Genomic DNA, 12,324 nt, shown 5'->3' on the forward strand with positions numbered 1-12,324 from the left:
GGACACAAAGAGACTACCGTTGTGAGCTATGCCACTTCCAGGGATCTCATTTCTTCGTCTTTTTGGTTAGATTGACTGTCTCTACATCCAAGTGTTCTACGATCAGGCCAGTTCAAGGTGTCACCCACCATCGTTTCTCGGAATGACGCTCGCTGCCTGAGTCCCGATTCATTACAGATTGGGCTAGAAAATATCCGAACGGACAGGGAGTCCACTGTGATACTCACCTTGACCCCAAACCCCAGCATCGATGCAACGATGCAGCTGGCTTCCCCCTTGCAGCGGGGCCAGGTCATGCGACCGACATCCGTTTCTCAGGTGGCAGGCGGAAAGGGGGTAAACGTCGCCCATGCCCTTCACTTGGCCGAGCGAAAGAGCCTTGCGCTTTTCCCCGCAGATGAAGATGACCCCTTCATTGCATTGCTAAAACAGGCCGAAATCCCCTTTCACTCGGTCCCAGTCAATGGTGGGGTACGGATGAACACCACCTTGACTGAGCCGGACGGGACCACCACCAAAATCAATGGCCCCGGGGCTCGGATCACCCCTGCTACCCGTGAAACTCTGGAGCAAGAACTAGACAAGCTGCTCGCCTTCACTGATTGGCTGGTCATCGCAGGTTCTTTGCCACCGGGCGCACCTAAAAACTGGTACACCTTGCTCATGGAACGGATCCGCCAGACCCGACCAGAACTCAAGATTGCGATCGACACCTCCGACAACGCCATCGCTGAAGTAGGTCGCGGCCTCGAATGTGCTGCGCCTACCCTAATCAAGCCCAATGGGCTTGAATTAGGACAGCTCACCGGCCAAGACGGCCAAGCAATTGAAAGAGCAGCTCTAGCTGGCGACATCAGTCCAGTGATCGCTGCAGCCTCCGAATTGATCACTCGTGGTATTCAGGAGGTACTAGTCACTCTTGGTGAGGCTGGTGCCGCACTGGTCACTGCACACGGCGCTTGGTTTGCCACTCCGCCACCGACAGTAGTTCTCTCTACCGTCGGAGCCGGCGATAGCTCGCTCGCGGGCTACTTACTCGCTCGCACCGAAGGTGCTAGTCCAGCTGATTGTCTCGTCCGGGCAGTGGCTTATGGTTCCGCCGCCGCTGGTCTCCCCGGTACCCAACTTCCCTCCCCTCACCAACTGAAGATCGCTGACATAGACGTGCGGGAATTTCATCTCGCACTCCTGAACTCCGAGGAAGAACAATGACCTCTCCGATCATTACCGCCGATCTTGTCCGCTTGGACGCGGACTTCGGCACTTCAGCCACCGACATCGTCACCCAACTTGCAGGGGTGCTTGCTACCGCCGGTCGCACCACTGACCCCCAGCAGCTGGCCACCGATGCGCTCACCCGCGAGACTAAGGCCCCCACTGGGGTTCCTGGCAAGGTGGCAATCCCCCATTGCCGTTCTGAGGCAATAACCGTGCCGACGCTCGGTTTCGCCCGCTTGGCCCGTCCCGTCGACTTCGGTGGGCCCGATGGAGATGCCGACTTGGTATTCCTCATCGCAGCCCCCGCAGGCGGAGGCAAAGAGCATCTCAAGATCCTCTCCAAGCTAGCCCGAGCACTAGTACGTAAGGATTTCCTCGATAGCCTACGGGCAGCAGACACCAACGAGGACATCGTCACGCTCGTCACTGAGGTCATCACGGCAGAAAAAAAGAAGAAGCCTGCCGAGCCCGCTACCGCCACCGAGCAACCGGCTGCGGAACCTACAGGAGAATCCACGACGCGGATCGTCGCGATCACCGCTTGTCCCACTGGTATCGCACATACCTATATGGCTGCCGACGCCCTGGCTCAAGCTGCAGAAGCCCGCGCAGACGTCGAATTGGTCGTGGAAACCCAAGGCTCATCTTCGACCAAATCGATGCCCAATTCGACTATTGCTGCGGCTGATGCCGTCATCTTTGCTACTGATGTCGGGGTCCGGGACCGCGAGCGTTTCGCTGGCAAGCCCGTGATTGAATCAGGCGTTAAGCGCGCTATCAATGAACCTGGGGTCATGATCGATGAGGCGATTGTTGCCTCGAACAATCCCAATGCCCGCAAGGTCTCTGCTGGTGGCTCAGGTGCCAGTGCAGCAGCCGCCGATGAAGACGCCGAAATCGGTTGGCCTCGCAAAATCCAGCAGGCGGTGATGACGGGTGTGTCCTACATGATCCCCTTCGTTGCTGCTGGTGGACTCCTCTTGGCGCTGGGCTTCCTCGTCGGCGGCTACGACATGGCCAACGGCTGGGAGGCCATCGCCACTGGTTATTCCCCTAATAATCTCCCCGGCAACACCGTCGAGGTCGGCGGCGAGCTGATCACCTTCGATCGTTCCGGGCTGGCTCTCTACATGGGCGCGGTGCTCTTTGCCACCGGCCAGATGGCGATGGGCTTTATCGTCGCCGCGCTATCTGGATACACTGCGATGGCTCTGGCCGGACGCCCCGGCATCGCCCCCGGCTTTGTCGGTGGCGGCATTTCCGTGCTCATCGGCGCTGGCTTCCTCGGCGGTCTGGTCACCGGTATCCTCGCTGGTCTCATCGCCTACTGGATCGGTAGCTGGAAGGTCCCTCGGATCTTGGTCTCCCTCATGCCGGTGGTGGTCATCCCGCTGCTGACGTCCCTATCCGTCGGCCTGATTATGTTCTTGTTGCTAGGTCGCCCCCTAGCTTCCGCAATGATGGGAATGACCGATTGGCTTAGCTCTTTGTCCGGCACCTCTGCAGTGCTGCTTGGTATCATCCTCGGTCTGATGATGTGCTTCGACTTGGGCGGGCCAGTCAACAAGGCTGCTTATCTCTTCGCCACCGCTGGATTGTCCACTGGTGATGAAGCCAGCCTCCAGATCATGGCTGCTGTCATGGCCGCTGGTATGGTCCCGCCGATCGCCCTATCGGTAGCCACCCTGCTGCGTAAGACGCTGTTTACTCCCGCTGAGCAGGAAAATGGCAAGTCCGCCTGGTTGCTGGGACTGTCGTTTATCTCAGAAGGCGCTATTCCCTTCGCAGCAGCCGACCCACTGCGGGTAATCCCCTCGATGATGGCTGGCGGCGCGGTCACCGGCGCACTATCGATGGCACTGGGAGTTGGTTCCAGGGCTCCTCACGGTGGCGTGTTCGTCCTGTTCGCCATCGATCCTTGGTGGGGCTTCCTCTTGGCCATTGCCGCGGGCACGGCGGTTTCTGCCGCAACTGTGATCGCGCTGAAGCAATTCTGGCCTAACCGCATCGCCCAAGAAGCCGCTGCACGCGAACAACAATTGGCCGCTGCGTAGCAGTCTTCCGACAGACTACCTACACTGGTAATTACTGAAATCCCGTCCCTGAAAGGACTTCTGCTCATGGCATCTAAGACCGTCACCGTCGGTTCCGCCGTCGGTCTCCACGCCCGCCCTGCCTCTGTCGTCGCCGATGCTGCTGGCGAATACGACGAAGACATTATCCTCACCGTCCCCGACGATGAGGAAGAAGAGGCGGATGCTGCCTCTTCCCTGATGATCATGGCTTTGGGTGCAGAAAAGGGTGACCAGATCACCGTCACGTCAGATAACGCTGAAGCGGTAGAGAAGATCGCCGCGCTCATCGCATCAGATCTAGACGCCTAACCTTCCTGCAGCTAGCACTCGCTAGCAAAGCGAAAGCTAACGCCTGCCTCCCCGATTTCTTGGGGGAGGCAGGCGTTAGCTTTTCGATATTCCTAACCGACTAAAGCAACGTGGCGTAGAGATCAGTGACGTTGGCTGAAGGGTCCTCTGAAGAGGGCATCGTCACATATTCTTCCCAGAACACTGGACCGGTAGGACGGCCCAAGATGCGAAGCTGCTCGCTCAATTCCTGCCAGGAATCTTTGAGCGTGTCATAGCTGCCAGTGTGTCGAATACTGAGCACTTCAGTTTCTCCTACTCGGTACACTGCGAGGCCAGAGTCAGCTGAGAGCACAGATTCCACTGCTGAAATGAGTTCCTCAGCGATAGGGAAACCACTGGCCAGATCGACCGTTTCTGCCATTGGACTGTAGTAGTACACCCGAGGCGGACCGGAGGGCGCCTCCCCAACCGCAGCGAAAGAACCAAAGGTTTTTTCCAAGGAGCTACCGACAAAGGCGCCGATATCAGCGCCTTTGATGATTTTTCGCTCAGCGAGAAAAGCATGGGCAGGGACCGTAAACGTTCGTGTCTGGGTCATACTTTGCGAGTCTACCTAGCGGTCTGGACCTTCGGTACTGCAATTAGAAGGTTGCGCCTTTGCCTTCGCCGACGGTGAGATAGAGGCGCTTGAGCAGCGGGTAGGCAATGATAATGCCCGCCGAGCCCCAGGCGATGCCCTCCAGCTCCACGCCAAAGACCGACAGCGTTAGGTTACCGATGCCGGCTACCAATGCGACTGCTGCGGTGGTGAGGTTAACCGGGTTGTTGAAGTTGACCTGATTATCCTGCCAAATGCGGATACCCAGCATGCCGATCAAGCCATAAAGGACCAAGGTGGCGCCACCGAGCACACCAACCGGAATGGTGAAGATAAGCGCCCCGAACTTCGGGATAAACGCCAAGGCAATAGCGGTAAAGGCAGCAACCCAATAGGCGGCTGTGGAGTAGACCTTGGTCGCGGCCATGACGCCGATGTTCTCTGCGTAGGTGGTAGTACCGGAACCGCCGAAGCTACCGGCAAGAGTCGTAGCTAAACCATCAGCTACTAGCGCGTCACCGGCCAAGTCATCCAGATTGCGACCAGTCATTTCGCTGACTGCCTTGACGTGACCGACGTTTTCCGCGATCAAGACAATGATCACCGGCAAGGTGACCAGGATGGCAGAGAGTTGGAACTCCGGGGAATGGAACTCGGGAAGACCAAACCAGGCGGCTTGGGAAACGGCTTCATTGGTGCCTTCTGCCAGGTTGCCGGTCACTGCTGCAAATACCCAGCCGACTACCACTCCAAGGAGAATGCCCAGGCGAGCAATCATTCCTCGACCAGCGACGGTAGCCAAGAGGATGCACACCAAAGTCACTGCTGCCACCAAGGGCTGAGCCTCAAAGTTCACCACTGCAGTCGGTGCCAAGTTCAATCCGATCAAGGCAACAATCGCACCAGTGACCGCGGGTGGCATGACCGCATCAATTACCTGTCGGCCAGCGGCTTTAACAATAAAGCCCACCGCGATCAGTACAAGGCCGGTGATCAGGACGCCACCAATTTGGGCGCCTGGGCCATAGGACTGGCTTGCTGCCATCGGTGCGATAAATGCGAAGGAAGAGCCGAGGTAGGAAGGAAGTCGGTTACGGGTGATCAACAAGAACATGATCGTGCCCAAGCCCGAGAACAACAGGGTGGTGTTGACCGGGAAGCCGGTGAGTGTAGGCACCAACAAGGTGGCGCCAAACATGGCTACCACGTGCTGCATACCGATGCCGATTGTGCGCGGCCAGGTCAAACGTTGTTCGGGCGCTACGACTGCGCCGGGGCGGATATTCTTGCCGTCACCATGGACGGTCCAGCCGAAAAGGCTTCCTGGGGAGTTAGTCACGAATCCTAATTATGGCCCTTGAAGTCCTCTACCACGAATTCAGACAGCTCTAACGCCAGTGATGCTGGCAATCGGACGTCCATGAGCGTGCCTTCAGCGGTGTATTCCTCACTGCGCACTGTGCCTGAGCTGTGCAGCCTGGAAACCACATCTCCGCGGGTAAAAGGCACCAGCACGTGCAGGTGAGTATCCTGGGAGTTGAGGAATAACTCGACCCTGGCTTCGAGCTCTTTAATGCCCTCGCCAGTGAGTGCAGAGACATACACCACATCCTCGCGATCTAGGACATGTCGCAGTTCAGCGAGCACCATCGGATCGGCGGCGTCGATCTTGTTTACGACGATCATTTCCGCGGGAGCGGGTTGCTCAGTTTCCTTGACGATGTCGTAGATGACCTTGTTGACAGCCTCAATCTGCTTGAGCGGAAAGGGGTCTGATCCATCAACAACATGGAGCATCAAATCGGCGGCCAAGACCTCTTCCAAGGTGGACTTGAACGCCTCCACCAACTGGGTGGGCAGGTGCCGAACAAAACCGACGGTATCGGTGAACACTACCGACCGCCCATCGGCTAGTTCAGCGCGCCGAGTGGTCGGATCCAGGGTGGCGAACAAAGCGTTCTCCACCAAGACTCCCGCCCCAGTCATGGCATTAATGAGTGAAGATTTACCGGCGTTGGTGTAGCCGGCAATGGCGATCTGCGAGATGGTCGACTCTTGGCGACGCTGACGCTTGATCTCACGGGCAGTTTTCATGCTGGCAAGTTCACGACGCAGCTTGGCCATATCGGCGCGTAGGCGACGACGGTCAGACTCGATTCGAGTCTCGCCAGGGCCACGAAGGCCAACGCCGCCATTAGAACCGGCTCGGCCACCACCCTGACGCGACAGACTACCGCCCCAGCCGCGCACACGGGTGTAGAGATACTCCATCTGGGCTAAGCCGACCTGAGCTTTACCCTCTTTGGACTTCGCATGCTGGGCGAAAATATCCAGGATGAGCATGGTTCGGTCGATTACTTTGAGGTTGAGTGTGGACTCTAGGGTGACCAATTGGCCAGGAGTCAGCTCACCATCGAAGACGACCGTGTCTGCTCCGGTAGCTGCGATGATTTCTTTGAGTTCGGTGACTTTTCCCGAGCCGATGAATGTACCGGGGTCGGGCTTGTCTCGGCGCTGATAGAGCGATTCGAGGACTTCGGCGCCAGCAGTTTCCGCCAAAGCGGTCAGTTCCGCCATGTTCGCTTCGACCTCTGCGCTAGTGCCTTCGGTCCATACGCCAACCAAGATGACCTGTTCTAGGCGCAGCTTGCGGTACTCAACCTCGAAGCCATCTTGGATTTCTTCGGCGCGGATAGTGGTCTCGCGGGAGCCCTGGCGCATCGCATTTCGCTCGGCTAGATCGAGCTCGCCGACCGTTGGCGATAGGAGGCCGGACAGGTCTGTGCCCGGGTCCTCCGGTTCCGTCGGCTGCGGAGTGTTGTCTTTGAACGCACGTGCGAGAAGGCCGTCGTGATCGGAGTCAATGCTCCGGCGGCCGGAATTGTGGTCTGAGGATTCAGTCATTGTTTACTATTGTTCCACGTTTGCTCCCCCGACCTGGCATAGGTCGGATATCTGCCACCGTGATTCAGGTTGTGGGTGGGAACCGTTAGACTGAAGATCATGAGTACCGACCTGAAAAGCATCGGCCTGGGATTCGACCGCTGGCAGGATGCCGTCGAAGCCGCTATCGCCACCAATCAGCTAGCCGTCATCGGTGAGATCCGAGGCGGACAGCTCATTCAGTTCGCGGATGTTTCCGGCGCGCAGATCAATATCCTCGCCGTCGAACCCTTCGCGACCTTCGCCGGATTTGAGGCGATTACCCAAACTTTCGCCCATGTCAGCATGGTCAACGATGTGCTGGCTTTCTGCGAGATCCTTGATCCTGCCGGAAATGTTTTGACCTCTATCACCTGCAACCTTGCTCAAGGCCCGTTGCTGGCAGAAGAACCCACTCAGCAGTGGCAGCAGATCGGGGTCACTGCGTTGGCTCTCAACACCACCACTTATGACAGCGCCGATGCTTACCAGGCCGCCACCGGCGAGGTCGAGGGACAGCTGGTCTCCGAAGGTGCTCAGCTCGTGATCTCTGGCTCCGGCGGAGCCGTGCCGGATGCTGCCATCAGCTTTTCTGCCCGCGTTCTTGAGGCTGAACACCGCACGAACCAGCTCACCGGACAGCGTTTTATCCACGCCGTCGTCGATGGCGCGTTCCCCTTCGATGTGTGTCTGCCAGATGTCTCTGAGCTCCCAGCCCGTGACGCGATCATTGCCGGTACTGCGCTGCTGACCGCCTCGGTGTTGTCTCCGGTCTCCGGTGGTGGCTGCGGAGGTTGCGGCGGAAGCTGTGGTTGCGGCTAAAAATTAGCAGCGACAAGCGATAATCAACCGGGATAGGAGCTGGAAAGTGCCATGATGCGCGAAGGATCACTCCCCCATCCCGGGCCGAATAAATTCCCCTGGGCGATGACAATCATCATCATCAGCTCGTTGCTGATTTTGGTGCTATTTCGGTTACAAGGATTATTGCTGATTGCCCCGATTGTGGCGATCGCTTTCTTAGTCTCCAACAAACGCCCTGATGCTACGGAGATCACGGCATTGCGTGCCTCTATCGCGCTCTCGGCGGAAGACATCAGCGATGTCCTGGCCGAGTATGACCAGTTTGCCACCGCCCCCGATGCAGATTCGCTCGCCGATCGCACCCTGATGCGACCGGCGTTAATAGACCAGGACTGCGAGGATCCGGCGGTGGAATCCTTCCGCCATCAATATGCCACCAGCCGTCGCTATCTCAGCCGGCTTGAAGCTAGGTTGTCTAATCCTGCTCTAGAGGTCAGTCAACTGGAGTCATTGCTTAGCGTCACCGACCAGCGCGCTCTCGATATCGAAAGCGCCTGGCTGACGGCTCGGCAGGCCGCCAAACGCCTCGGCCCGAACTACTAGTCGGCCAGCACAATCTGGCCACTAGCAATAATTCGGGAAGGCCCGGTCAGCCGGGAGGTTTCCCCGGTGATCTCCGCCAGCACCTGGCCGCCAGGTACTTCCACGGTGAGCTGGCCATCGGTCTTGCCAGCATCGGCCAGAGCTGCCCGAGCAGCAGCGATAATGCCCGTTCCACAGGAACGGGTCTCACCTACCCCGCGTTCGAATACCCGCATGGACACGCGATCGTCGACAAGCTCGGTGACTACCTCTAGGTTCACGCCCTCAGGGAAGAACTCTGCATCATAAGTAGGCGAATCAAAGACCAACTCGCTGAGCTGTTGCGGGCTCAATCCGGGGATTACGGCGGCTAGGTGCGGATTGCCGAGGTCTACTCCGAGACCTGCGAAATCTAGCCCGCCCATCTGGGCAGTAGATACGCCAGTGACCTCAGCTGGCCCCATTTCTACGGTGACGGTGGCTGAGAAGTCATCGCAGTCATGGACCACCACTGGCCGCTGACCTGCTCGAGTGTTGACGGTAAACGCGTCCGTATCCACCAGCCCGCGGGAGCGCAGGTAGTGAGCGAATACGCGCACTCCATTGCCGCACATTTCCGCGATCGAGCCGTCAGCGTTGCGATAATCCATAAACCACAATCCATCGGCGAATACGACGTGCAAGATGCCATCAGCACCCAGCCCGGCGCGCCGATCGCAGAGTGCGGTTACCTGCGCAGGGGTCAGATCCAGCTGTCCATGTGGGTCAGGGAGGATGATGAAGTCATTTTCAGTGCCATGGCCTTTGGAGAATTCTATGGTGTTCACGCGCCCCACTCTAACGCCCGTTCGATGGGATTATCTTCTGCTGCTAGCCAATGGGTCCGCAAATCTCGGTTAAACCAGGAGCGTTGGCGGCGTACGTAGCGCCTAGTTCCAATGATTGTGCGCTCGAGGACGTCCTCCCAGGGCAGTTGTCCGGCTTGTGCCGCTAGTACTTGGGCGTAGCCGATGGCTCGGCCGGCGGTGGAATCTGCCACCAACCCATGCTGTTGAACCAGGCCGGTGACCTCATCGATGAAGCCTTCTTCAAACATCTGCTCAGTGCGCTGCTCGATGCGAGGGTTGAGCCATTCGGAGTTGGTGCGCAGACCCAAGATTCTGGTGTTCCATCTGGGCGGGGCGTTTTTAGGCGGTTGGGAGGCTTGGAAGGGTTGCCCGGTGAGTTCGATGACTTCTAATGCGCGGACGGTGCGACGAGGGTCTTGGTCTTCGATGATCGCGGCGGCGGTGGGGTCTACTGCGGCTAGTTGTGCATGGAGTGCGTCAATCCCGATCTCGTGGAGTAGTCCTTCGAAATGGGCTCGTACTTCCGGGTCAGTTGGGGGGAAACGCCAATCGTCGATGAGGGATTGGACATAGAGCATCGATCCGCCGACCAGGATCGGGGTCTTTCCTCGCGCCATGATTTCTTCAACATCGGCGATGGCATCGGTTTGATAGCGGGCCACCGAGGCACTTTCGCTGACCTCCCACACGTCTAATTGGTGGTGCGGGATGCCCTCTCGTTGTTCAATGCTGAGCTTGGCGGTGCCGATGTCCATCCCGCGGTAGAGCTGCATGGAGTCAACATTGACGATCTCACCGTTGAATTGGTGTGCCAGCGCTAGGCTCAGTGCTGATTTTCCGGAGGCGGTCGGCCCCACTACGGCAATTGGTTGCATTGTTTCCTAAATTTCCCATCTGGCCACGTAGCGGCCAACGCCCAAGCTGATATCAGCGTTGATTAACTCTGCCCGCTGAGGTTGCAGTGACGCCAATTCCAGCCATAGCTCCGGCTCAATGATTCCAGCATCGCTTAACGACGCCGCGTTGTGCGCGATCTCAGGTAGCTGCCCGGCGAGGAGCTGTCGGCACCAGTGATCAACTTCTGGGGCCTGATCTAGCAATGCCAGGGGCGCTCTGGGGGTCAACCCGGCGCTGCCGTCAATGGCTACTAGTGTCAGCACGCCTGGGCGTGGCTGCCCGAGCTGTCCACGGACTTGTTCTACTTGCTCGGCCCGTTTGCCCAATGCGTAGCGCTGGATAAGTTCCGGAAGATGGTGCCCTTTTCCGACGTTGACTTCTGGTGCGCCCCAGGCTCCGAAGGAGCCTTCTCGTTTGGTGATCCACCGACTTGCACGGCTACCGACCAGGTCAATGGGGGTAGCGGAAGGGAGGGCGTCGATAAGCTCGCGGAGTTTGGCAAGCAATTTTGCACCTTCTAAATCCTGCGGGGCGAGTTGTTTCACCAGGGCGGGCCCGGCTGGCATCACGAGAAGGTTGGCGTTCACCCCGGCCATAGTACTGTCCCGCCTAGGGGTGCGCGGTATGTTAGGTGGAGCACTCATACGGGTCCGCAGTCGCGGGCCCTGGCAGCCGTGTCGCGCGGCATGACGACGATAGAGAAGGACTCCACAAATGACTACTCCCCCGACGCCCTCCCCCTCCCCCGGCAACATGCCTAAGCCGGGCCCGAAGCCGGGACCCCGCCCAGGAGCTCATTTGGGAGCTCGCCCGACTCCGTCGCCGCGTCCTGCCTCTCAGACGCCAGCCCCTTCGGCACTGCCCAAGAATGATCCGGCCAAGTGGGGACGGGTCGCCGAGGACGGTGCAGTATTCGTTCGCGTTGGTGACTCGGAGCGTCAGATCGGTTCCTGGCAGGCTGGTACCCCTGAGGAGGGACTGGCACACTATGGCACTCGGTTCGAGGACCTAGCTACTGAGGTGGAGTTGCTTGAGGCTCGCTTGCTCTCGCATCCCGATGATGCGGCTGCAATCAAGAAGTCTGCCCGTCAGCTGCAGGAATCTCTGCCCACCGCTGCGGTCATCGGTGACCTTGCGGCCTTGGCTACCCGCCTGGATTCCATTGTCGATCACTCTGAGGCTGCCGGTGAGCAGGCCAAGCTGGACAAGGCCCGTCGCCGGGAAGAAGCTATCGCGCAGAAGGAAGTTCTGGCCGCTGAGGCTGAAGATCTGGCTGCCAACTCTTCCGATTGGAAGGTCGCCGGTGATCGGATGCGGGTCATCCTCGAGGAGTGGAAGTCCATTCGAGGCATCGACCGCACTACTGATGACGCATTGTGGAAGCGCTACTCGCGTGCCCGGGATGGTTTCAACCGCCGTCGCGGCTCCCACTTCGCTGACCTTGACCGGGGTCGTGCCGCTGCTCGTCGAGTCAAGGAAGCCTTGGTTGAGCGCGCTGAGGCGCTGAAGAACTCCACCGAGTGGAATGACACTGCCCGTGCCTTCCGCGACCTGATGAAGGAGTGGAAGGAAGCTGGGCGCGCTCCCCGCGAGGTCGATGACAAACTATGGGAGGCCTTCCGTGGCGCCCAGGATCACTTCTTCAACGAGCGCAATGCCCTCGCAGCCAAACGGGATGAGGAGTTCGAGGCCAATGCTCAGGCCAAGGATGCCTTGATCGCAGAATACGATGTCCTGATTGACCCAGCCAAGGGAATCGCCCCGGCTCGGGCTCGTCTGCGCGATCTCCAAGAAAAGTGGGACGAAATCGGTTTCGTCCCACGCGGCAAGATCGGCGAGTACGAAGAAAAGATCGGCAAGCTCGAAAAGCGAGTCTCCGAGGCCGAGGATTCCCAATGGCGTCGCACCGATCCCGAGGCTCAGGCCCGAGTGGATCAGTTCCGTGCCAAGGTCGATGAGTTCACCGCCCAGGCTGAGGCTGCAGAAGCCAAGGGTAAGGCTAAAAAGGCCAGCCAATTGCGTGAGCAGGCAGCGCAGTGGCAGGAATGGGCTACTACTGCCCAGCATGCGATCGAAAACCAGTAGTTTT

At 58.7% G+C, this 12,324-nt stretch carries 12 protein-coding genes; 6 read left to right on the forward strand and 6 right to left on the reverse strand.

From position 1 onward, the window contains the following. Nucleotides 1-216: 216 nt before the first annotated feature. The 3 genes from C5L39_RS02885 (at nucleotide 217) to C5L39_RS02895 (ending at nucleotide 3,602) form a co-directional block, all read left to right on the forward strand. Complete coding sequence (locus C5L39_RS02885; protein WP_123047375.1) at nucleotides 217-1,212, forward strand: 1-phosphofructokinase family hexose kinase; 996 nt, start codon at nucleotides 217-219, stop codon at nucleotides 1,210-1,212. Next, nucleotides 1,209-3,272 carry a PTS fructose transporter subunit IIABC gene (locus C5L39_RS02890; protein ID WP_123047376.1) on the forward strand — a complete coding sequence of 688 codons (2,064 nt, stop codon included), beginning with the start codon at nucleotides 1,209-1,211 and terminating at the stop codon, nucleotides 3,270-3,272. Before C5L39_RS02885 ends, C5L39_RS02890 begins: the two co-directional genes overlap by 4 nt. A 66-nt stretch (nucleotides 3,273-3,338) precedes the next feature. Continuing rightward, nucleotides 3,339-3,602 (forward strand): HPr family phosphocarrier protein, encoded by a 264-nt coding sequence (locus C5L39_RS02895; protein WP_123047377.1) that lies wholly within the window; start codon nucleotides 3,339-3,341, stop codon nucleotides 3,600-3,602. A gap of 100 nt (nucleotides 3,603-3,702) precedes the next feature. Here C5L39_RS02895 and C5L39_RS02900 read toward each other — a convergent pair whose 3' ends face one another. Genes C5L39_RS02900 through hflX form a run of 3 tightly spaced genes read right to left on the reverse strand, consistent with a single transcriptional unit; the run spans nucleotide 3,703 to nucleotide 7,086 of the window. After that, nucleotides 3,703-4,182, reverse strand: coding sequence for a GyrI-like domain-containing protein (locus C5L39_RS02900; RefSeq protein WP_123047378.1), 480 nt, complete (start codon nucleotides 4,180-4,182; stop codon nucleotides 3,703-3,705). A 43-nt stretch (nucleotides 4,183-4,225) separates the two neighbouring features. Next, nucleotides 4,226-5,521 carry a uracil-xanthine permease family protein gene (locus C5L39_RS02905; protein WP_123047379.1) on the reverse strand — a complete coding sequence of 432 codons (1,296 nt, stop codon included), beginning with the start codon at nucleotides 5,519-5,521 and terminating at the stop codon, nucleotides 4,226-4,228. A gap of 5 nt (nucleotides 5,522-5,526) precedes the next feature. After that, nucleotides 5,527-7,086, reverse strand: a complete 1,560-nt coding sequence (gene hflX, locus C5L39_RS02910) for a GTPase HflX (RefSeq protein ID WP_123047380.1) — start codon at nucleotides 7,084-7,086, stop codon at nucleotides 5,527-5,529. A gap of 99 nt (nucleotides 7,087-7,185) precedes the next feature. Here hflX and C5L39_RS02915 point away from each other — a divergent pair, with 99 nt between their 5' ends. Continuing rightward, nucleotides 7,186-7,926: a hypothetical protein gene (locus C5L39_RS02915; RefSeq protein WP_123047381.1), complete on the forward strand. Its 741-nt coding sequence runs from the start codon at nucleotides 7,186-7,188 to the stop codon at nucleotides 7,924-7,926. A 105-nt stretch (nucleotides 7,927-8,031) separates the two neighbouring features. Then, the gene (locus tag C5L39_RS02920) at nucleotides 8,032-8,511 is read left to right on the forward strand and encodes a hypothetical protein (RefSeq protein ID WP_123047794.1); all 480 of its coding nucleotides are present in this window, start codon (nucleotides 8,032-8,034) and stop codon (nucleotides 8,509-8,511) included. Here the strand turns inward: C5L39_RS02920 and dapF are convergent. Genes dapF through C5L39_RS02935 form a run of 3 tightly spaced genes read right to left on the reverse strand, consistent with a single transcriptional unit; the run spans nucleotide 8,508 to nucleotide 10,831 of the window. Continuing rightward, on the reverse strand, nucleotides 8,508-9,317 hold the full coding sequence (dapF, locus tag C5L39_RS02925) for a diaminopimelate epimerase (RefSeq protein ID WP_123047382.1): 810 nt from the start codon (nucleotides 9,315-9,317) through the stop codon (nucleotides 8,508-8,510). The two genes, C5L39_RS02920 and dapF, sit on opposite strands and share 4 nt — an antisense overlap. Next, nucleotides 9,314-10,213, reverse strand: coding sequence for a tRNA (adenosine(37)-N6)-dimethylallyltransferase MiaA (gene miaA, locus C5L39_RS02930; RefSeq protein ID WP_123047383.1), 900 nt, complete (start codon nucleotides 10,211-10,213; stop codon nucleotides 9,314-9,316). Before miaA ends, dapF begins: the two co-directional genes overlap by 4 nt. A 6-nt stretch (nucleotides 10,214-10,219) precedes the next feature. After that, nucleotides 10,220-10,831 carry a hypothetical protein gene (locus tag C5L39_RS02935; RefSeq protein WP_425453834.1) on the reverse strand — a complete coding sequence of 204 codons (612 nt, stop codon included), beginning with the start codon at nucleotides 10,829-10,831 and terminating at the stop codon, nucleotides 10,220-10,222. Nucleotides 10,832-10,949: 118 nt separating this feature from the next. Here C5L39_RS02935 and C5L39_RS02940 point away from each other — a divergent pair, with 118 nt between their 5' ends. Next, nucleotides 10,950-12,320 (forward strand): DUF349 domain-containing protein, encoded by a 1,371-nt coding sequence (locus C5L39_RS02940; RefSeq protein ID WP_123047384.1) that lies wholly within the window; start codon nucleotides 10,950-10,952, stop codon nucleotides 12,318-12,320. Nucleotides 12,321-12,324 lie beyond the last annotated feature (4 nt).

It is taken from the genome of Corynebacterium alimapuense, assembly GCF_003716585.1.
GTDB classification, from domain to species: Bacteria; Actinomycetota; Actinomycetes; order Mycobacteriales; family Mycobacteriaceae; genus Corynebacterium; species Corynebacterium alimapuense.

Excerpts from the sequence above, each read along its gene's own strand:
- C5L39_RS02890 (WP_123047376.1), top strand. The coding sequence starts at position 1,209 with ATGACCTCTCCGATCATTACCGCCGATCTTGTCCGCTTGGACGCGGAC.
- C5L39_RS02895 (WP_123047377.1), top strand. The coding sequence starts at position 3,339 with ATGGCATCTAAGACCGTCACCGTCGGTTCCGCCGTCGGTCTCCACGCC.
- C5L39_RS02900 (WP_123047378.1), bottom strand. The coding sequence starts at position 4,182 with ATGACCCAGACACGAACGTTTACGGTCCCTGCCCATGCTTTTCTCGCT.
- hflX (WP_123047380.1), bottom strand. The coding sequence starts at position 7,086 with ATGACTGAATCCTCAGACCACAATTCCGGCCGCCGGAGCATTGACTCC.
- C5L39_RS02915 (WP_123047381.1), top strand. The coding sequence starts at position 7,186 with ATGAGTACCGACCTGAAAAGCATCGGCCTGGGATTCGACCGCTGGCAG.
- C5L39_RS02920 (WP_123047794.1), top strand. The coding sequence starts at position 8,032 with ATGACAATCATCATCATCAGCTCGTTGCTGATTTTGGTGCTATTTCGG.
- miaA (WP_123047383.1), bottom strand. The coding sequence starts at position 10,213 with ATGCAACCAATTGCCGTAGTGGGGCCGACCGCCTCCGGAAAATCAGCA.
- C5L39_RS02935 (WP_425453834.1), bottom strand. The coding sequence starts at position 10,831 with ATGGCCGGGGTGAACGCCAACCTTCTCGTGATGCCAGCCGGGCCCGCC.
- C5L39_RS02940 (WP_123047384.1), top strand. The coding sequence starts at position 10,950 with ATGACTACTCCCCCGACGCCCTCCCCCTCCCCCGGCAACATGCCTAAG.